Consider the following 19,907-nt stretch of genomic DNA (forward strand, 5'->3'; position numbering starts at 1 on the left):
GTGGCGGCGGCCCACGGATCAATGCCGGAGTGAGGGCATGCCGAGCCTTAGCGAGGCACCGAGTGGTGGGGCAAGAGCGTTTTGCTTACTTTTGCGCTCTTCAAAAGTGAGCCGCCGTAAGGGCGGAACCCTAAGCCGCCGTTACCGCAGAAACGGATATGTACACAAACCAAAAAATACTTGATCGCGATCAATGGCAACCCAACCGCCACTCCGTAATCTCACTGCATCTTGTGTCTTAAGAACTAAAAACATCTATATGTAGTATCTGGGGGGTCAAATGCACAGCACGCTGATCAGGGTGGGCAACAACCGCCTGCACAAACGCGATGGCAGCCGGGTTGCCTTCGATGCGGACAAGATCCGCCAGGCGTTGATCGCCGCCGGCAAGGCCAGCGGCGAGTACGCCGAAGTCGAGGCCGAGAGCTTGCTCAAGGCGGTGCTGGCCCATCTTGAGGGGCATGCGCGGCTGCATGTGGAGCAGATCCAGGACCGGGTCGAGCGGGTGCTGATGGACGCCGGGTTCTTCCTCGCCATGCGCGCCTACATCGTCTACCGCGAACAGCACGGGCGCCTGCGCCGCGACCGCAAGACCCTGGTCGAAGTGGCGGCCTCGATGAACGAGTACCTCGACCGCGAGGACTGGCGGGTGCAGGCCAACGCCAACCAGGGGTATTCCCTGGGCGGGCTGGTGCTCAACGTGTCCGGCAAGGTCACCGCCAACTACTGGCTGGACGAGGTCTACAGCCAGGAGATCGGTCGCGCCCACCGCGAGGCCGACCTGCATATCCACGACCTCGACATGCTCGCCGGCTACTGTGCCGGCTGGTCCCTGCGCACCCTGTTGCATGAAGGCCTCAATGGCGTGCCGGGGCGGGTCGAGGCCGGGCCGCCCAAACACCTGAGCAGCGCCCTGGGGCAGATGGTGAATTTCCTCGGCACCTTGCAGAACGAATGGGCCGGGGCCCAGGCCTTCAGTTCCTTCGACACTTATCTGGCGCCCTATGTGCGCAAGGACCGCCTGAACTACCCGCAGGTGCGCCAGGCGATCCAGGAGTTCATCTACAACCTCAACGTGCCGTCGCGCTGGGGTACCCAGACCCCCTTTACCAACCTGACCTTCGACTGGGTCTGCCCGGAGGATCTGCGCGAGCAGGTCCCGGTGATCGGCGGCGAGGAAATGCCCTTTGCCTACGGCGAGCTGCAAGCGGAAATGGACCTGCTCAACCGCGCCTATATCGAAGTGATGCAGGCCGGCGACGCCAAGGGCCGGGTGTTCACCTTTCCGATCCCGACCTACAACATCACCCATGATTTTCCCTGGGACAGCGAGAACGCCGACCGCCTGTTCGAGATGACCGCCCGCTACGGGCTGCCGTACTTCCAGAACTTCCTCAATTCGGACATGCAGCCCAACCAGGTGCGTTCCATGTGCTGCCGCCTGCAACTGGACGTGCGCGAGCTGCTCAAGCGCGGCGGCGGGCTGTTCGGCTCGGCGGAGCAGACCGGCTCGCTCGGCGTGGTGACGCTCAACTGCGCGCGCCTGGGCCATGTGTTCAAGGGCAATACCAGCGGCCTGCTGCAACGCCTGGACGCGCTGATGGAACTGGCGATGGAGAGCCTGGAGGTCAAGCGCAAGGTGATCCAGCACCATATGGACGCCGGCCTGTACCCCTACACCCAGCGTTACCTGGGCACGCTGCGCAATCACTTCTCGACCATCGGCCTCAATGGCCTGCACGAAATGCTGCGCAACTTCAGCGGCGACGAGCAGGGCATGCACACCGAACAGGGGCGCCAGTTCGCCCTCAGGCTGCTGGACCATGTGCGCGCGACCCTGGTGCGCTTCCAGGAAGAAACCGGCCACCTCTACAACCTCGAGGCGACCCCGGCCGAAGGCACCACCTATCGCTTCGCCAAGGAGGACCTCAAGCGTTACCCCGGCATTCTCCAGGCCGGCAGCCGTGAGGCGCCGTACTACACCAACTCCTCGCAGTTGCCGGTGGGGCATACCGACGATCCGTTCGAGGCCCTGGAGCTGCAGGACGAACTGCAATGCAAATACACCGGCGGCACCGTGCTGCACCTGTACATGGCCGAGCGGATTTCCTCGACCGCGGCCTGCAAGCAGCTGGTGCGCAAGGCCCTGGGGCGCTTCCGCCTGCCGTACCTGACGGTGACCCCGACCTTTTCCATCTGCCCGGTGCACGGCTACCTCGACGGCGAGCACGAGTTCTGCCCCAAGTGCGACGAAGCCCTGCTGCAGGCCCAGGCCTCGGGCGCTGTGCACTGACCTACCTTTCCCAACCGCAAGGAGTTCCACCATGAACCCACAGCACACACTGCCCCAGGCGCAACGCCAGCGCTGCGAAGTCTGGACCCGGGTGATGGGTTATCACCGCCCGGTCTCGGCCTTCAACCCGGGTAAACAGTCCGAGCACCGCGAGCGCGTGCACTTCACCGAACAGGCGACCGCGGCCGGTTGCCAATGAGCCGAAAGATGCGGGTCGGGGGCATGGTGCCCCTGACCACTCTCGACTACCCGGGGCTGCTCGCCTGCGTGCTGTTCTGCCAGGGCTGCGCCTGGCGTTGCCGCTACTGCCACAACCCGCAACTGATCCCGCCGCGTGGCAGCGAGGAGCTGGACTGGTGCCGGGTCCTGAGTTTCCTGCAACGCCGCCAGGACCTGCTGGACGCGGTGGTGTTCAGTGGCGGCGAGCCGACCCTGCAGGATGGTTTGCCGGCGGCGATGGATGAAGTGCGGGCCATGGGTTTTCGCATCGGCCTGCACAGCGCCGGCATCAAGCCGGCGGCCTTTGCCCGGGCGGTGGCCGGCGCCGACTGGGTCGGCTTCGACGTCAAGGCCCTGGCCGAAGACGGCCCGATGATTACCGGCGTGCCGGGCAGCGGCAAGGCCAACTGGCGCAGCCTGGAGCTGCTGCTGGCCAGCGGCGTCGACTATGAATGCCGTACCACCGTGCACTGGCACCTGTTGCAGCCGGCCCGCCTGCTGCTCCTCGGCCAGCGCCTGCAAGCCCTGGGGGTCAAGCGCTTCGTGGTGCAGATGGTGCGCACCGCGCGCATGCTCGACCCGCAATTGTCGAGCACGCCGCAACAGGTGCTGGTGCCGGACCTGTGGCAGCACCTGCGCGAGATGTTCCCGGTGTTCGTGCTGCGCGGCTAAGGCGCTGGCGCGGATGGAACGGTCGCCGCCGGGGAGGGCAGGCGACCCCTTCGATCAATCGGCCTGCGGCTCGCCGGGGATCGCGATTTTCTGGTCCCCCAGCCAGCGCCGGGCGCCGCAGCCGTTGCGCGAGTAGATGTCCTCGGGGTTGTTGAGCTGGCAGTGTTCCATCGACATGCAGCCGCAACCTATGCATTCCTCCAGGCTCATGTTCAGCCGTTCGAGTTCGGCGATGCGTTGCTGCACCCGGGTTTTCCAGGTGGCGGTCAGGCGCCGCCAGTCCGCGCCCGCCGGGGCGGTGTTGATGGGCAGGCCGGTCAGTTGCTGGATGATTTCATCCAGCGAGAAACCGATGCGCTGGGCGAACACGATATAGGCGACCCGCCTGAGGATCGAGCGCGGGTAGCGGCGGTGGCCGCTGCCCACGCGGATCGAGTGGAGCAACCCGCGGGTCTCGTAGAAACGCAGTGCCGAAGCCATGACGCCACTGCGCCGGGCCACTTCGGTGATGGTCAGCAGCGGTTCGCTGGGCTTTTTCATGGGGCCTCCGAAGGGGCTTTACTTAAAGTTAACTTTAACTTTTATATTCCGTCTGCCTATAAATCAATACCTCTGGTGCAGCGGGAGTCCACGTTCATGAATCGAATTCGCCGAGTAGTCGGTCGAGGCTGTTCTTCAACCCATCGATTGGGCGCGTTGTGCCTCCTCTTGGCGCTGGGCGGCTGTAACGAAAAGGGCGAGCCGGTCGCCGCCGCGGCGCCGGTGGTCGAGGTGACGACCGTGAGCGTGCAGGCGGTGCGTGAGTGGGACCTGTTCAATGGCCGCATCAGCGCGATCGACGCGGTCGACCTGCGGCCACGGGTCAGCGGTTATGTCGACCGGGTGGCGTTTCGCGAGGGCGACGAGGTGGAAAAGGGCCAGACCCTGTTCGTCATCGATCCGCGCCCTTACCGCGAGGCGCTGGCCAGCGCCCAGGCCCGGCTGGCCCGGGCCCGCGCCACGGTGCGCCTGGCCACCGAGCAGGACCGCCGCGGCCAGGCCCTGGTCAAGCAGTCGGCGCTGTCACGGGAGGAGGGCGACATTCGCAGCGCCTCCCTGGCCCAGGGCGTGGCGGACGTGAACGCGGCCGTCGCCGAGGTGGCCACGGCCCAGCTCAACCTCGACTTCACCCAGGTCCGCGCGCCGTTTTCCGGGCGTGTCGGCCGGGCCATGCTGACCCTCGGCAACCTGGCCCAGGCCGACCAGAGCGTGCTGACCAGCATCGTTTCCCAGGACCCGATGTACGTCTATTTCGACGCCGACGAGCAGAGCCTGCTGCGCTACACCGAGCTGCTGGGCAAGGGCCAGCGTCCGGGGGTGAGCAATACCGTGCGGGTCGGCCTGGCCAACGATGTCGGGACCTTCCCCCTGACCGGCACCGTGGACTTCCTGGATAACCAGGTCGACCCGGCCACCGGCACCATCCGCGTGCGCGCGGTGCTGCCCAACCCCGAGCGCCGGCTGACCGCGGGCCTGTTCGCCCGGGTGCGTCTTGAGGGCGGCAGCGAGACCCGTGCGGTGCTGATCGACGACCGCGCGGTGCAAACCGACCAGGACCGCAAATACGTGTACGTCATCGGCCCGCAAAACCAGGCCCTGCGCAAGGACGTGACCCTGGGCCGCCAGCTCGATGGCCTGCGGGTGATCAGCGCCGGGCTGGCCGCCGGTGATCGGGTGGTGCTGAACGGGGCGCAGAAGATCTTCTACCCGGGCATGGCGGTGGAGCCCAAGGAAATCGCCACGCCGACGCAGCAGGCCGCGGCCGCCGCGCCCCAGACACCTTTGGCGAATTAAGGAAGAGCGGCCATGGATTTTTCCAAGTTTTTCATCGACCGACCGATCTTCGCCATCGTGCTGTCGATCATCATTTTCGCCCTCGGCCTGATCGCCATCCCGGTGCTGCCGTCGGGGGAATACCCCGAGGTGGTGCCGACCAGCGTGGTGGTGCGCGCCACCTACCCGGGGGCGAACCCCAAGGAGATCGCCGAGTCGGTCGCCGTGCCCCTGGAAGAGGCGATCAACGGCGTCGAAGGGATCATGTACATGAAGTCGGTCACCGGCTCCAACGGTAGCCTGGCGCTGAGCATCACGTTCGTCCCCGGCGTCGATCCGGACACCGCCGCGGTGCGCGTGCAGAACCGCGTGAGCCAGGCGCTGTCGCGGCTGCCGGAAGAGGTGCGGCAGTATGGTGTGACCACCCAGAAGCAATCGCCGACGCCGCTGATGTACGTCAGCCTGCTGTCCCCGGACAACAGCTACGACTCGTTGTACCTGCGCAATTACCTGACCTTGCACGTCAAGGATGAGCTGTCGCGGCTGTCCGGGATCGGCGATGTCGGGGTCTACGGTTCGGGCGACTACGCGATGCGCATCTGGATGGACCCCAACAGCCTGTCGGCCCGGGGACTGACCGCGGCCGACGTGGTGAACGCGATCCGCGAGCAGAACGTGCAGGTCTCGGCCGGCCAGCTGGGCGCCGAGCCTTCGCCCCAGGGCGCCGACTTCCTGGTGTCGATCAGTGTGCGCGGGCGTTTGCGCAGCGAGCAGGAGTTTGCCGATATCGTCCTCAAGAGCGGGGCGGACGGGCAGTTGGTGAAGCTGTCGGACGTGGCGCGGGTCGAGCTCGGCGCGGGCGACTACACCCTGCGTGCGCGCCTGGACGACCGCAACCAGGCGACGGTGGGGATTTTCCTCTCGCCGGGGGCCAACGCCTTGCAGGTCGCCGAGGCGGTCTACGGCAAGCTTGACGAGTTGTCCCAGCGTTTCCCCGAAGGCGTGGCCTACAAGGCGGTGTGGGACCCGACGGTGTTCGTCCGGGAATCCATCAGCGCGGTGCAGCACACCCTGATGGAGGCGGTGGTGCTGGTGGTGCTGGTGGTGATCCTGTTCCTGCAGACCTGGCGCGCCTCGATCATCCCGCTGATCGCGGTGCCGGTGTCGGTGATCGGCACCTTCGCCTGGCTGTATTTGCTGGGGTATTCGATCAACACCCTGACCCTGTTCGGCCTGGTGCTGGCCATCGGCATCGTGGTCGACGACGCGATTGTGGTGGTGGAAAACGTCGAGCGTTTCATCGAGAAGGGCTATGACCCGCGGGAGGCCGCGCACCGGGCGATGAAGGAGGTGTCCGGGCCGATCATCGCCATCGCCCTGGTGCTGTGCGCGGTGTTCATTCCCATGGCCTTTCTCTCCGGCGTCACCGGCCAGTTCTACAAGCAGTTCGCAGTGACCATCGCGATTTCCACGGTGATCTCGGCGATCAACTCCCTGACCCTGTCGCCGGCCCTGGCGGCCAAGCTGTTCAGGCCCCACGGCGCGCCGCAGGACTGGCTGGAGCGGGGCATCCAGAAGGTGTTCGGGGGCTTTTTCCGCGCCTTCAATCGGATGTTCAAACGCCGCTCCGATGGTTATCACGGCCTGGTGTCCTACTCCCTGGGGCGGCGCGGCTCGGTGTTCTTCCTCTACGCCTTGCTGCTGATCGGCACGGCCTGGCTGTTCAACCTGGTGCCGGGCGGTTTTATCCCGACCCAGGACAAACTCTACCTGTTCGCCGGCGCCAAGCTGCCGGAAGGCGCGTCCCTGGCCCGCACCGATGCGGTGACCAGCGAGCTGATCGAGACGGCACTCTCGGTGGAGGGTGTGGAGACCGTGCCGGCCTTCAGCGGCCTGAATGCCTTGCAATCGGTCAACACGCCGAACGTCATGGCCGCCTACGTGATCCTCAAGCCGTTCGACCAGCGTCAGCGCGGCGCGGTGGAGATCAATGCCGAACTCAACGCCAAGCTGTCCCAGGTCCACGAAGGTTTTGCCTATGCGCTGTTGCCGCCGCCGATCCAGGGGCTGGGCAACGGTTCGGGCTATTCGCTGTACCTCGAGGACCGCGCGGGCCTGGGTTACGGCGCCCTGCAGAATGCCTTGAGCGCCTTCCAGGCCGCGGTGGCGCAGACCCCGGGCATGACTTACCCGGTCAGCTCCTACCAGGCCAACATCCCGCAGTTGGAGGTGCAGGTGGACCGGGTCAAGGTCAAGGCGCAAGGGGTGTCGTTGAGCGATGTGTTCAATACCTTGCAGACCTACCTGGGCTCGGTCTACGTCAATGACTTCAACCTGTTCGGCCGGGTCTACCGGGTCATGGCCCAGGCCGACAGCTCCTACCGGCAGACCGCCGAGGACATCGCCAACCTGCGGGTGCGCAACGACCGGGGCGAGATGGTGCCGCTCGGCGCGATGATCACCGTGACGCCCAGCTACGGCCCCGACCCGGTGGTGCGCTACAACGGCTACCCGGCGGCCGACCTGATCGGCGACTCCGATCCCAAGCAGCTGTCGTCGGGCCAGGTGATCGCCAAGCTGGAAGAGATCGCTGCCCGGGTATTGCCCCGCGGCATCACCCTGGAATGGACCGACCTGAGCTACCAGCAGGTCACCCAAAGCCATGCCGCGGCGGTGGTGTTCCCGCTGGCGGTGATGCTGGTGTTCCTGGTCCTCGCCGCCCTGTACGAGAGCTGGACGCTACCCTTGGCGGTGATCCTGATCGTGCCGGTGTGCATGCTCGCGGCCTTGTCGGGGGTGTGGCTCAGCGGCGGCGACAACAACGTTTTCGTCCAGGTGGGGCTGGTGGTGCTGATGGGGCTGGCCTGCAAGAACGCGATCCTGATCGTCGAGTTCGCCCGGGAGCTGGAGCTCCAGGGCAAGGGCATCATCGAGGCGGCGCTGGAGGCCTGCCGCTTGCGCCTGCGGCCGATCGTCATGACCTCGGTGGCGTTTATCGCCGGCTCCGTGCCCTTGCTGATCGGCAGCGGCGCGGGCAGCGAGATTCGCCGCGCTACCGGGGTCGCGGTGTTCTCCGGCATGCTCGGGGTGACCCTGTTCGGCCTGTTCCTGACCCCGGTGTTCTACGTCGCCTTGCGCAAGCTGGCAGTGCGCTACGCGCCGGCGGTCACGGCGTAACAGGTGGCCCGGGGTGCCAAGACGGGCGCCCCGGGCCTGTCATTCTTGACCACGATCAAGGGCCTTTCCCTGTGGGCGTCGTAGCCTGGGAGCCATTCCCAGTCCCACCCGCACCCCGGGGAACGCCATGGCCAAGAGTTTTCCCATCAGCCCCAAGCACCCCGAACGCATCTGCTGGGGCTGCGACCGCTACTGCGCGGCCAATGCCCTGGCCTGCGGTAACGGCTCGGACCGCACCATGCACCCGGCCGAGATGCTCGGCGACGACTGGTACCTGCACGGCGACTGGGGCATAGAGCCGCCGATCGCGTCGGACAAGGCGCTGGACGAGGAGCGGTCCTGAGCCGGCGCCTCGCCGGAAGGCCGGCGCGCTCACAGCCCGCTGCGGAGCAGTTCCAGGAACCGCGGGCTCGCGTCTATCGAATTGTGCCCCGCGCCCGGGACGACCTCGAGCCTGGCCACGCCGGGGGCGAAATGCGCATAGAGCGTCTCGGTGCTCGAACGCGGGATGACTTCGTCGTGTTCGGCGGCGATCAGCAAAGTCGGCACGGCGATGCGCGGTGCGTATTTCCAGGATTCGAACTTGTCCTGCAGCAGCCACCTCACCGGAAGATAGGGAAACTGGCTGGCGGCGAACTCCTGCAGGCTGTGGAACGGCGTGATCAGCACCAGGCGCGATGCCGGACGCTGGCTGGCCAGGCGCACGGCGACAGCCGCGCCGAGGCTGCGCCCGACCACCACGATATGCGGGTGGGCGGCTTGCACCTTGTCGAACAAGGCCATGGCATCGCGCGTGATGGCCGCCTCGGAGGGCGATCCGGAACTGCCGCCATAGCCTCGGTAGTGCAGCAGGTAGAGCGCATGCTCGGGAAAGGCCCGGGTAAATTCCGGCAGGTTGAGGGACACGTCCTCGGCGTTGCCGCCGAAGTAGAGCAACGCCTTCGGGCCGTCGTGGGGCCTCACGGAAACCAGCACCTCGGCGTCGGCGACCGGCAGCCTGAGCAGCGTGGCGGGGCTGGCGATGGCGCTAGGCTGGGGGAAGTAGATGAGCGAACGCTGCAACGCCCACGCCGCGACGCAGAGCGCCAGGTACAAGGCGCCGAGCAATGCCAGGAACGAAACCATTCGTGACATGTGGCTCACCTCCGTTGGGCGACGAAGCGCTGCTGAACGACCGCCGGCGGTCGCTTGCGGCGCCCCAGGATAGGCTCATATGCCGGCATTGCGCACTCGACCCGGCGCCCGGGGTTGGCGTCGGCGCCTGCTCCGCTAAGCTTGTGGCATTGCTCACCGCCAGAAGGATCGTCCCCAGCCAGGCGCAGCGCAAAACGCCAGGACGGCGGTAGACGGCGAGCCGGGAACTATCGGAAAAGTTCCCCGCTCTTAATTGATTAGAGACCTGATCCGACGGGTGACATTCGGCCCGACAGTATCGGCGATCCCCCAATCAGTGGCTGCGCACGGATTCTTTCATGGACGAACGATTACCCGAGATACCCGGCTACAGCGTGCATAGCCGGCTTGGCCAAGGCGGGATGGCCGAAGTCTACCTGGCAACCCAGGAGTCGCTGCACCGCAAGGTGGCGGTGAAGGTACTGCTCAACGCCAATGACGAGGCGTTCAGCAAGCGCTTCATCCGCGAGGGGCATATCGTCGCCTCGTTGCACCACCCCACGATCATCACCATCCACGACATCAACAGACTGGCCGATGGCCGCTACTACCTGGCCATGGAGTTCGTCGGCGGCGGCGACCTGGCCCAGCACAAGGGCGAGGTGTTCGAGCCGACGCGCGCCCTGGATATCGTCCGGCAGATCGCCACCGGCCTCGCCGTGGTGCATGAGCAGGGCCTGATCCACCGCGATATCAAGCCGGCGAACATCCTCTTCCGCAGCGACGGCACGGTGGTGATCACCGATTTCGGCATCGCCAAGGCGCTGGAGATGGACAGCGAGCTCACTGGGCTCGGCATCGCGGTCGGCAGCCCGGCCTACAGCAGCCCGGAACAGACGCAGTGCCAGCCGCTGGATATCCGCACCGACATCTACAGCCTGGGCGTGATCTTCCTGGAGATGCTCATCGGCACCAATCCGTTCCGCGGTGCCAGCTATACCCAGACCGTGATGAACCACGTGCAGATGCCGGCGCCGAGCTTGCCGGCGCACATCAGCCCGTACAAGGCGCTGCTCGAGCGGATGCTGGCGAAGGACCCCAACCAGCGCTTCGCCGACTGCCGGGCGCTGTTGCAGGCACTCGATGAGCTGGACCAGCCAGAGCAACCGGACGAACCGGACGAGCCCAGCGAGGTGGAGCTGGAATCTACCCGCTTCGTGCCGGCCCTGATCGATCCTGCGCCGCCCCAGGCCGAGCCCGAGCCCGAGCCTGCCCGCCGGCGCAGCCCGAACAGGCGCCTGGCACTGTGGGCACTCGGCAGCCTGCTGCTGCTCGGCGCGGCCAGCGGCACCGGCCTGTACCTGCAGCAGCGGATCGAGATCACCGAGCTGCTGGCACATGGCGAACAGCGCCTGGCGGCGGGCCAGCTGGTCGAGCCGGCGCAGGACAATGCCGAGTATTTCTTCAACCAGGCCTTGCAGCTCGACGAAGCCAGCGCGCAGGCCCGGCAAGGACTGCAACGGGTAGCTGCGGCGCGGATCGCCGGCTACCGGCAACTGGCCGAGCAGCGCATCGCCGAAGAACACCTGCTGGAGCCCGAGGATGACAGCGCGGTGTTCTATTACCGGCAGATACTCGACCTGGAGCCGAGTAACGCCCAGGCGCTGTCCGGGTTGAACCAGGTGGCGCTGCTCTACGCCGAGATGAGCGAAAGCGCGTATGCCAAGGGCGATAAAGACCTGGCGCGGGCCTATATCAAGCATGGCCTGGAGGCCCGTCCGGACAGCCCCGAACTGCTCGCACTCCGGGACCAGCATGAGCAGCGCAAACGCACTGGCCAAGCGCCGCGCCCGTCCGCTGCGCCGCCTTCCCCGCGGCCCTCGGCACCTCAATCGACCGGCGAGCGGGCGGAACAGCCGAATGCGCTCAAGCGCCTGTGGAACAGGCTCTTTTGAGGTGACCAGGGCACGCGGAGCCGAGGCCGAGACAAAAAAGGCTATGTCTCAATAGCGTGTTGCAAGAACCCGTCTGAAAGGTAGGCATCCACCCAGGAGGCCTACCGATCATGGATACGCAAGCCTTTCACCACTGGCTGGCGTCGTCGCGCAGGTCCGGGTGGTCGCGCTCGCGGAAGCGGCGCAGTCCTTCCTGGGTTTCCGGCTCATGGATGGAGCGGTTGAAGCACTCGGCTTCGATGCGCAGGCCCTCGGCCAGGGGCTGGCCGTAGCCGCGGATGACCGCCTCCTTGTCCGAGCGCATGGCGGGCTGGGGCAGGGTGCAGAGCAGATGCGCCAGTTCCAGCGCGCGCTCCAGCGAGCGGCCCTTGGCGACGACCTCGTTGACCAGGCCGATAGCCAGCGCCTCGCTGGCGCAGATCACCTTGCCAGTGAGGATCAACTCCAGTGCCCGGCCCATGCCGACGATGCGTGGCAGGCGCTGGGTGCCGCCATCGCCCAGGCCGATATTCCAGCGGCGGCAGGTCACGCCGAAGGTGGCGTGTTCCTCGGCGATGCGCATATCGGCGAAGCAGGCCCACTCCAGGCCGCCGGCGTAGGCCACGCCATTCACCGCGGCGATCACCGGCTTGTAGATATCCGTCCAGCGGCTCGGGCCGATGATCCCGGGGCGCTCGCCGCGATTGTGCGCGGCGATCTCGTCCGGGGTGGTGGGCACCAGGTCGAGTGCCGCCTTGAGGTCGCCGCCGGCACAGAAGGCCTGGTCGCCGGCACCGGTGATGATGGCCACGAGGGCGTGCGGATCGTCGCGAAAACGGCTCCAGGCCTCGATCAGTTCCAGGTGGGTGGTGGGGCCGATGCAATTGCGTTTCTGCGGCCGGTTGAAGCGGATGATCCTGATCGGTCCCTGGGTTTCGTAGTCGATTTCGGTGAAGGCCATGGCCGCCGCACCTCCTGTGGTTGGCGAGGGATATCCAGTACCCGGCCAGGCTTTCGGGCGCAGGTAAGGCACAACCTGCGAGTGTAGCCGGCGGGTTTTCCCGGTCTCCCCGGTCGGCCGATGGTTACCGATCGGAGGTCTGCAGCTCGCCTTTCGCCAGGGCGGATGGAACGGCCTCGATCCTGGCCAGGCGCCGGAGCAGCGGGGTGGTCATCAGGGTGGTGGCGATGGCCACCATCAGCAACAGGAAGAACGCGCTCTGGGAGATCAGCCCCATGTCCAGGCCCACGGAGAGCACGATGATCTCGATCAGGCCACGGGTGTTCATCAATATCGCAACGCTGCGCGAGACCTCCACGGACAGGCCGGCCAGGCGTCCGGCGAGGTAGCAGCCGGCGGTTTTACCCAGCACCGCGGCGACGAAGAAGGCCAGCAGCCACAGCCAGCTGTCGAGCGGCGCCAGGGCGCCGAGGTCCATCTTCAGGCCGGTGGCGGCGAAGTAGAAGGGCACCAGCCCGATGTTGACGAAGCCTTCCATATGGCGGTACCAGTGCTGGCGCCGCTCGCGCAGCAGCCAGCCGGCGATCAGCCCGCCCAGGGCGCTGTGCAGGCCGATCAGGGTGGTGATCCAGCCGCACAGCAGGGCGGTCGCCAGCATCAGCGCCATGCTCATATCGGCGGCGGGGGCCGCGCCGCGGGTCGCGGGCAGCCGCGTAAACAAGGTGTGCAGCAGCGGGCGCAGGCCCCAGCGGGCGAGGGCGAGGAACAGGACGATGAAGGTCAGCTGGCGCAGCACCCCGAACAGCGAGCTGTCGCTGCTGGACAGGGCGACGATGACCGTCAGCAGCACCCAGCCAATGATGTCGGTGATGGCGGCGGCCGCGATGCCCACGGTTCCGGCCAGCGAGTGCTCCAGCCCCAGGTCGCTGATGATTCGCACCAGCACCGGCAGAGCGGTGATCGACAGCGCGATGCCGCAGAACAGCACATAGCCGAGCCGGGGTTGGGCGGGCGCCAGGGCGCCGTGGGAGAGCAGCCCGACCATGGCCCCGAGGGCGAAGGCCAGGATCACTCCGCCGGCGGCCACCGAGAGGGCGCTGAAGCCGATCTTGTGGCTGCCCAGGTGGTTGCTGTCGAAGCGCAGGCCGATCTGGAACATCAGCAGGACCAGGCCGATATTGCCCAGGGTCTCGATGCCCAGGCGGATGGCCGCCGGAAAGACCGCGGCATGCCACTGCGCGCCGAGGGCCAGCAGCAGGCAGGGACCGAGCAGGATGCCCACGCAGATTTCGCCGATCACCCGCGACTGCCCCCAGCGGGCCAGCAGCGCGCCGCACAGCTGGCTGGCGACGATGATCACCGCCAACTGGAAAAACGGCAGGGCTGAGAACAGTTGCTGGAGCGTCGACATGGCGTCCTCCGCCTATTTTTCCGCGAACGACTCCGCGGCCGTGGTCAGGGCGCCCAAGCGGCGCCGCGCCGTTTCGCCAAAGGGTTTCGAGCGCCGGCTCTGGGCATCGATCTGCACGATCACGGTGCTGGCCAGGGCCGCGCAGCGACCGTCCTGGAACAGCGCCTGCTCCAGGGTCATCGAGCTTTTGCCGAGGGTCGCGACCCGGGTGCCGATCTGCACCGTGCCGGGCCAGCGCAGTTCGGCGCGCAGGTCGAGCTCCAGGCGCGCGATGACAAATTCGCTGCCGGGCTCGGCGAGCGGCGCATGCGGGTCGTAGATGATCTCCACCCGCCCGGTTTCGAGGAAGGTGGCGAACACCGCGTTGTTCACATGGCCCTGGCGGTCGGTATCGGCGTAGCGGATCTTGTCCGAGGAACGGACGGCGAAGTCATGCAGGGCGGGATCATTGGACATGGCGTGCTCCAGTCTCGAGGGGGGTGGCCAGGGTGGCCGCGCGCGCCAGCCCGCCAAAGGCGTCCAGCAGGCGTTCGCGCCAGGCATGCAGGGCGTCGTTGGGGGCCAGCAGTTCTTCGCCGCTGGTGCAGCGCGCCCACATGAACATGCCGAACACACAATAGTCGGCGTAGGCCGGGGCTTCGCCGGCCAGGAAGGGCTGGCCCTTGAGGGTCTGGCGAAGCGGGGTCAGGACCTGGCGCAGCTGTTCCAGATGCTGGGCCTGGGGGGCCACCAGCTGTTCCAGCGAGGTGCCGAAGTGCGCTTCGCGGGAGCTGCGGAAATAGGCCCGGTCCTCGGCGGCCAGTTGTGCGTAGACATCCAGCAGGATCACCCGGGCCACGGCGGGCAGCAGCATGCTGTCGGCCCAGCGGTTGACGAAAGTCGACAGTGCGAGGGCCTCGCGGCCACCGAACAGTGACGGGCGCTCGGGGTAACGCTGTTCCAGGTGCAGGGCGATGCGCCAGGAGTCGCTGATGCTCTGGTCGCCATCCACCAGCACCGGGACCGCGCCTTGTCGGGAGAAGGCGATACGCGCCTTGTCGCTGAAACGCCAGGCGATGCGCTGGCTTTGCAGCCCCTTGTGGGCCAGGGCCATGCGGGTCTTCCAACAGTGCGGGCTGAAGCGCAGGTCCGGGTCGGCGCCGGCCAGTTCGTAGAGAGTCAGGGATGCGCTGCTCATGCTTGGTTTTCCTTTGCTGTGGACTGTGCTTGCGCTCCGCTCATGCAGGTCGTTCATGGCGTGGGTCCTGGCGGCCGGGGTGTCGGCTGGCCGATGGCGCCCGGCAGCGGGCGCGGGCGTTGCGGCAGCAGGGTCAGGAGCATGCCGGCGGTCACCACCAGCAAGCCGGCGATGGCGCTGCTGTCCGCTTGCTCGCCGAGCAGCAGGGCGGCCAGCACCATGGCCGTGCCCGGCACCAGCGCGGCGAAGGTGGAACCGAGCGAAGCGCCGAGCAACTGGACCGAGCGGCTGTAGAAGAACAACGCCACCGTCGACACCAGCAGGCCCTGGTAGACCACCTGGATGCCGATATCCCAGAGCGGCGCCTGGAGGATCCGCAGCCCGCTGCTGGCCAGGTAGAGCGGCAGGTACAGGACCATTGAGCACACCGAGACGATCGCCGTGGCGTGCAGAGCGGCGCTGCCGGACCATTTCGACACCAGGGTATAGATCGCCCACAGCAGGCCGCCGAGCAGGAACATCAGGTAGGCGTAGGGCGAGGCCTGGGCCCCGGCGAAACTGTGCCAGCCGGCCAGCAGCACGCCGCCGATGATCAGCGCGGTGCCGGCGTTCGCCCGGGCGCCGAGGCGGGTGCCGAACAGCCGCGCGCTGATCAGGATCGACAACAGGATCATGCTGCCGGGAGTCACCACCGCGAACAGCTCCACCGGGGCCAGGGCCAGCCCCTGGGCCACCACCAGCATGTACGGCGCGCCGATGCCGATGACCATCAGGCCGATGGTTGTCCAGCTCAGGCCCCGGCGGCCATGGCGGAGCAGGTAGGGCAGCAGGATCAGCCCGGAGACGCTGTAGCGGATGCAGGTGATGTCGTAGGCATCCAGCGGCGTGCGGGTCAGCCCCAGCCGGGTGACCACCGGGAACGCGCCCCAGATCAAGGCCGCGGCGAGGCCGCACAGAATGCCGGCCCAGCGCTGTTCGGGACTGACGGTAAGCGTCATGAGCGGGTCCTCGCTGCGGCGTCCCGGGGGCTAGCGGTGGCCGATCTTCACCGAGCCGGCGTTGCCGCGCTTGCGCAGGTAGGCGTACTCGATGTCGTTGAGCAGCATCTGCGCCCGGTTGATGTGGCGCGAGGCGTAGTTGACGCTGGTGAGGAAGTGCGCCAGCTCCTCGGTCTCGGCGAAGTGGCCGTTGTCATGGGCGACCTTGGAGAGGTCCAGGTTGCGGCGGTTCTCCAGCTTGTCCAGGTAGTCGATGTCGATCACCCGGAACGCCGCGCCGATGCTCAGGCCACGGGCATTGAGCACCTTGTGCCATTCGAAGGGCGGGTTGATCAGCACATCGCCCGGTTCGACGTAGACGGTGTCGGCCTCGTAGTCGCCGCCTGGTGCCTCGCGGCCGCTGCTGGTTTCGAACATCAGGTCGTAGTCGCGGAACTGGTCGCCCAGCTGGGGCGGGCGGGTGCTCCACTTCTTGGTGCCGGCGATCATCACGAAAATATTCAGGGTCGGGAAAATGTGCCAGTCGCTGCCCACCGCGCCGCGGGCCGGCTCGCCGTATTCCTGGGTGCTGTAGCCGAGGAACATATGGCCGGTGACTTTCCAGGCGTCGATGTTGAACCAGGGTTTGCTGAAGACGTGCTGCTTGACCAGGTTGAAGGCGTCCTTGCCCCACTCGTAGGGGTCGTTGTAGCTCGAGGAAATGGTGCCCAGGTGCGAGTAGACGTCGAGGTGGTGGGTGAAGATGTCGTCGAGGAATTCCTGCCCGGTGCCGACGCGGCCGGTGACGTAGTTGTAGTCCGAGGCGCCGTTTTCGTCGCGCATCGACACTGGCTGGTCGCCGGACTTGACCCGCCATTGCAGGTTTTTCCCCGAGCCGACCTGATCGAAGAATGCCCGTTGCGAGAATTCCTCGCCGATGGGCGCGAGTTTGCGCAGCAGGGCCGGTTTGCTGAACCCCTCGGTGAAGCGCTCGACCTTGTCGCGGGTGAGCTCGCCCTTGTGCTCGGAGGGCTCGATGACGTTGATGTAGCCATACTGGATACGACTGTTCGAAACCATTTCGTAGACTCCTTTTTCCTGACGTAAAAAGAGAAAACCGCTCGCGCCCACGACCGTTGTTACCGGGCGTGACTGCGCAGGTGAAGCCGACTTCCTTCCGTGGTGCGGAACGAAAGTCGTGGACCAGTACATCAAGCATGCTTACCGGACAGCGCCTATCGGCTATGATTGACAAGGCTGTCAAAGATCGCAGTGTTGGTATCTTTGACAACGTTGTCAACAATTATGTGAGCAGTGATTTTTATGGCGGGTGTCAGGCAGTTTGACGAAGAAAAAGTGTTGTCGGCGGTCCTTGAAGTGTTCTGGCGCAAGGGCTGGCAGTCCACCTCCATGGCCGACCTGGCCGAGGCGGCCGAGGTCCAGCGCGGCTCGCTGTACCATGCCTACGGCGGCAAGGAAGCGTTGTTCCTGCTGGCGTTCGAAGCCTACGCCACGCGCTTTTTGGGCAACGCCGCCAAGGCCCTCGAGGCCGCGGATGCCGAAACCGCGCTACGGCGGTTTTTCCAGGTGGCGATCAGCAACATGACCAGCGGCACACCGGCCAAAGGCTGCCTGACCACCAAGACGGCCACCGACGCCGACACCATCGGCCCACGCATCCAGCAACGCTTGCGCGAGCTGCTGGACGCCCTGCAACTGACCATCAGCACTGCGCTGTCGGCCGAGCGAATCCGGGGCGACCTGGTCCTGGCGCCGAATGAAGCGGCGCAGGTCATGGTCACCTTCACCCGCGGGCTGGCGGTGATGGAGCGCATCTACCAGGAGCCGGAGCGTTTGCGCAGCACGGCCGACTCCCTGGTGCGCATGCTGGTGCCGAGCGTCCAGGCGCGGGCCTGAGCCTCTGCGCCGCTTTAGCGGTTGTCGCTCCCGAGCGACTGCTTCCAGTCCCGCAGCACCTCGATCAGGGCGCGCAGCTTGGGCGGGACGTGCCGGCGGTTGGCGTAGTACAGCCACATGGCCGGCAGCGGCTGGCAGGTGCCGGGCAGGACTTCCACCAGCTGGCCGTTGGCGAGGTCGTCGGCGATCCGTTCGCGAATGAACACATGGGCAATGCCCACTCCGGCGCGGGCGGCCTCGATCACCGCCTGGGTGTCGGTGCTGATGAAGCGCCCGGGCACATCCAGCTTCACCTCGTGCTGGCCGTCGTGCAGCTGCCATTTGTGCATCTGCCCGCTGCTGGGAAAACGAAAGCGCACACAGCAATGCTGGTGCAGCTCGTCGATGCTGCGCGGCGCCGGGTGGCGCGCCAGGTACTGCGGGCTGGCCACCAGGGCGCATTGCAGCGGCGGGGTGATCTGCACCGCGTGCATGCCCGGGTGCAGGGCGTCGGCCAGGCGGATACCGGCGTCGAGCTGTTCCTTGACGATGTCCACCAACTGATCTTCGTAGCGTATTTCCAGGGTGACCCTGGGGTAGCGCTGGAAGAAGTCCTCGAGCAGCGGGGCGACGATCAGGTGCTTGGCCATATGCAAGGCACTGATGCGCAGGTGCCCCGACGGCTCGCCCTGGGTTTCCCCCAGCTCCTCCCTGGCCTGCAGCAGGCTGCGGTAACCGGCTTCGCTGCTTTCGTGAAAGCGCTGGCCGCTCTCCGTCAGGCTGACGCCACGGGTGGTGCGGTGGAACAGCCTGGTCTGCAGTTCGCTTTCCAGTTGGTTGATGGCCAGGCTCACGGCCGCCGGGGTCACGCCCAGCACGGCGGCGGCGCGGGTGAAGTTGCCGGTCTCGACCACCGCCATGAAGAGGTGCAGACCGGCCAGTGGATCGCGTCGGCTCATTGTTAGGAATACTTAATAGTCTTGTAGGGGGAATGTGGATTCTCTTAAAGCTACGAGCTTCATAGACTCTTTTCAACCGCAAAGGAGTCCCGCCATGCACTGGCCCGTCACCCTCAAACCCGCCCGGCAGATGCTCGACAAAGGCATCGCCAAAGCCATGCAGATGCAGCTGTCGGTGTGCATCGCCATTGTCGATTCGGGCAGCAACCTGCTGGCGTTCGTGCGCATGGACGACGCCGTGCCGGGGGCGATCGACCTGGCCCAGCGCAAGGCCCGGACTTCGGCGCTGTTCCGGACCGCCAGCGCCGAACTCGGCGCGTTGTCCGGGCCGGGGCAGTCGTTGTGGTCGATCGAGCAGAGCAACGGCGGCTTGACCAGCTTTGCCGGTGGCCTGCCCATCGTCGATCAGGCGGGGCGCTACCTGGGCGCCATCGGCGTCTCCGGCGGCACCGCGGTTGAAGACGACATCATCGCCCGGGCTTGCCTCTGAGCCCTGGCCCCCGACATTCTCCTGGAGAACCCAAGATGAGCAAAAAACGTATTCTGGTCACCGGCGCCGGTTCGGGCTTTGGTCGTGCGGTGGCGCTGCGCCTGGCAGCCAACGGCCATGAAGTGATCGCCGGGGTGCAGATCACCCCGCAGGTCACCGAACTGCGCGAACTCGCCGCCAGCCTGGACCTCAAGCTGCGGGTGGAGAAGCTCGACATCACCTCGGCCCGCGACCGGGCCCATGCCTGGCAGTGGGACATCGACGTGCTGCTGAACAACGCCGGCGACGCCGAGACCGGCGCCATAGCGGAAATCCCGGTGGATATCCTGCGCTCCCAGTTCGAGACCAACGTGTTCGCCAACCTGGAGCTGACCCAGGGCTTCGTGCGGCAGATGGTCGAGCGGCGCAAGGGCAAGATCGTCTTCGTGTCGTCGATCGCCGGCCTGCTCACCGGGCCCTTCACCGGCGCCTACTGCGCCTCCAAGCATGCCCTGGAGTCCATCGCCGAGGCCCTGCACATGGAGCTGGCGGAGTTCGGCATCCAGGTCGCGACCATCAACCCCGGGCCGTATTCCACCGGCTTCAACGACCGGATGATGGAAACCTGGAAAAGCTGGTACGACCCGCAGAAACACTTCACCGATCACTCCGGGCTGAAGTTCCCCTTCGAGCAATACGATCCCGAGGAAATGGTGGCGAAGATGGTCGAGGTGGTGGAGGCGGATGGTGGGGCTTTCAGGAACCTGCTGCCGGCGCACTTCGTCGACATCGTCAAGCAGGACCAGCAGGACGCCTGGACGCGCCAGCAGTCCTGAG

Annotated in this window: 19 protein-coding genes; 10 read left to right on the forward strand and 9 right to left on the reverse strand. The window is 66.3% G+C overall.

Annotation, left to right across the window (positions count from 1 at the left end; translation table 11 throughout):
- Positions 1-280: 280 nt before the first annotated feature.
- The 3 genes from AC07Y9_RS25265 to AC07Y9_RS25275 are packed head-to-tail and all read left to right on the forward strand — an operon-like array spanning position 281 to position 3,184.
- Positions 281-2,293, forward strand: coding sequence for a ribonucleoside triphosphate reductase (locus AC07Y9_RS25265; RefSeq protein ID WP_102680422.1), 2,013 nt, complete (start codon positions 281-283; stop codon positions 2,291-2,293).
- A gap of 31 nt (positions 2,294-2,324) precedes the next feature.
- Positions 2,325-2,492, forward strand: coding sequence for an anaerobic ribonucleoside-triphosphate reductase (gene nrdD, locus AC07Y9_RS25270; RefSeq protein WP_102680423.1), 168 nt, complete (start codon positions 2,325-2,327; stop codon positions 2,490-2,492).
- Positions 2,489-3,184 carry an anaerobic ribonucleoside-triphosphate reductase activating protein gene (locus AC07Y9_RS25275; RefSeq protein ID WP_173679798.1) on the forward strand — a complete coding sequence of 232 codons (696 nt, stop codon included), beginning with the start codon at positions 2,489-2,491 and terminating at the stop codon, positions 3,182-3,184. The genes nrdD and AC07Y9_RS25275 overlap by 4 nt, the downstream gene beginning before the upstream one ends.
- Before the next feature lie 54 nt (positions 3,185-3,238).
- Here AC07Y9_RS25275 and soxR read toward each other — a convergent pair whose 3' ends face one another.
- Positions 3,239-3,724 (reverse strand): redox-sensitive transcriptional activator SoxR, encoded by a 486-nt coding sequence (gene soxR / locus AC07Y9_RS25280; protein WP_007923596.1) that lies wholly within the window; start codon positions 3,722-3,724, stop codon positions 3,239-3,241.
- A 96-nt stretch (positions 3,725-3,820) separates the two neighbouring features.
- On the opposite strand from soxR, the gene AC07Y9_RS25285 reads away from it, so the two are divergent.
- The 3 genes from AC07Y9_RS25285 to AC07Y9_RS25295 all read left to right on the forward strand — a co-directional run bounded on the left by AC07Y9_RS25285 (position 3,821) and on the right by AC07Y9_RS25295 (position 8,516).
- A complete protein-coding gene (locus tag AC07Y9_RS25285; RefSeq protein ID WP_102680425.1) occupies positions 3,821-5,017 on the forward strand; it encodes an efflux RND transporter periplasmic adaptor subunit in 1,197 nt (398 codons plus the stop codon).
- A gap of 12 nt (positions 5,018-5,029) precedes the next feature.
- A complete protein-coding gene (locus tag AC07Y9_RS25290) occupies positions 5,030-8,173 on the forward strand; it encodes an efflux RND transporter permease subunit (RefSeq protein ID WP_102680426.1) in 3,144 nt (1,047 codons plus the stop codon).
- A gap of 127 nt (positions 8,174-8,300) precedes the next feature.
- Positions 8,301-8,516, forward strand: a complete 216-nt coding sequence (locus AC07Y9_RS25295; RefSeq protein WP_102680427.1) for a DUF3079 domain-containing protein — start codon at positions 8,301-8,303, stop codon at positions 8,514-8,516.
- 29 nt (positions 8,517-8,545) lie between these two features.
- Here AC07Y9_RS25295 and AC07Y9_RS25300 read toward each other — a convergent pair whose 3' ends face one another.
- A complete protein-coding gene (locus AC07Y9_RS25300; RefSeq protein WP_102680428.1) occupies positions 8,546-9,307 on the reverse strand; it encodes an alpha/beta hydrolase in 762 nt (253 codons plus the stop codon).
- 338 nt (positions 9,308-9,645) lie between these two features.
- On the opposite strand from AC07Y9_RS25300, the gene AC07Y9_RS25305 reads away from it, so the two are divergent.
- Positions 9,646-11,241, forward strand: a complete 1,596-nt coding sequence (locus AC07Y9_RS25305; protein ID WP_102680429.1) for a serine/threonine-protein kinase — start codon at positions 9,646-9,648, stop codon at positions 11,239-11,241.
- Positions 11,242-11,368: 127 nt separating this feature from the next.
- Here the strand turns inward: AC07Y9_RS25305 and AC07Y9_RS25310 are convergent, their stop codons facing one another.
- From AC07Y9_RS25310 to AC07Y9_RS25335, 6 genes are all read right to left on the reverse strand, one after another.
- Positions 11,369-12,181 (reverse strand): enoyl-CoA hydratase/isomerase family protein, encoded by an 813-nt coding sequence (locus tag AC07Y9_RS25310; RefSeq protein WP_007923602.1) that lies wholly within the window; start codon positions 12,179-12,181, stop codon positions 11,369-11,371.
- A 124-nt stretch (positions 12,182-12,305) separates the two neighbouring features.
- Positions 12,306-13,592 carry a cation:proton antiporter gene (locus tag AC07Y9_RS25315; RefSeq protein ID WP_102680430.1) on the reverse strand — a complete coding sequence of 429 codons (1,287 nt, stop codon included), beginning with the start codon at positions 13,590-13,592 and terminating at the stop codon, positions 12,306-12,308.
- Positions 13,593-13,604: 12 nt separating this feature from the next.
- Positions 13,605-14,048, reverse strand: a complete 444-nt coding sequence (locus AC07Y9_RS25320) for an acyl-CoA thioesterase (RefSeq protein WP_007923604.1) — start codon at positions 14,046-14,048, stop codon at positions 13,605-13,607.
- Entirely contained in the window at positions 14,038-14,826 is a 789-nt protein-coding gene (locus tag AC07Y9_RS25325; RefSeq protein ID WP_102680431.1) for a glutathione S-transferase family protein, read from the reverse strand. Before AC07Y9_RS25325 ends, AC07Y9_RS25320 begins: the two co-directional genes overlap by 11 nt.
- On the reverse strand, positions 14,823-15,767 hold the full coding sequence (locus tag AC07Y9_RS25330) for a DMT family transporter (protein ID WP_102680432.1): 945 nt from the start codon (positions 15,765-15,767) through the stop codon (positions 14,823-14,825). Before AC07Y9_RS25330 ends, AC07Y9_RS25325 begins: the two co-directional genes overlap by 4 nt.
- Before the next feature lie 30 nt (positions 15,768-15,797).
- Positions 15,798-16,826, reverse strand: coding sequence for a cupin domain-containing protein (locus AC07Y9_RS25335; RefSeq protein WP_007923607.1), 1,029 nt, complete (start codon positions 16,824-16,826; stop codon positions 15,798-15,800).
- Between the two features lie 276 nt (positions 16,827-17,102).
- On the opposite strand from AC07Y9_RS25335, the gene AC07Y9_RS25340 reads away from it, so the two are divergent.
- Entirely contained in the window at positions 17,103-17,663 is a 561-nt protein-coding gene (locus tag AC07Y9_RS25340; protein ID WP_256580975.1) for a TetR/AcrR family transcriptional regulator, read from the forward strand.
- Between the two features lie 14 nt (positions 17,664-17,677).
- On the opposite strand, the gene AC07Y9_RS25345 is transcribed toward AC07Y9_RS25340, so the two are convergent.
- Positions 17,678-18,601: a LysR family transcriptional regulator gene (locus AC07Y9_RS25345; protein WP_102680434.1), complete on the reverse strand. Its 924-nt coding sequence runs from the start codon at positions 18,599-18,601 to the stop codon at positions 17,678-17,680.
- Between the two features lie 94 nt (positions 18,602-18,695).
- Between AC07Y9_RS25345 and AC07Y9_RS25350 the strand changes: the two genes are divergently transcribed.
- A complete protein-coding gene (locus AC07Y9_RS25350) occupies positions 18,696-19,091 on the forward strand; it encodes a GlcG/HbpS family heme-binding protein (protein ID WP_102680435.1) in 396 nt (131 codons plus the stop codon).
- A gap of 35 nt (positions 19,092-19,126) precedes the next feature.
- On the forward strand, positions 19,127-19,906 hold the full coding sequence (locus tag AC07Y9_RS25355) for an SDR family oxidoreductase (protein ID WP_101338247.1): 780 nt from the start codon (positions 19,127-19,129) through the stop codon (positions 19,904-19,906).
- The last annotated feature ends 1 nt before the right edge of the window (position 19,907 follow it).

It is taken from the genome of Pseudomonas sp. GW456-L12 (assembly GCF_059424045.1).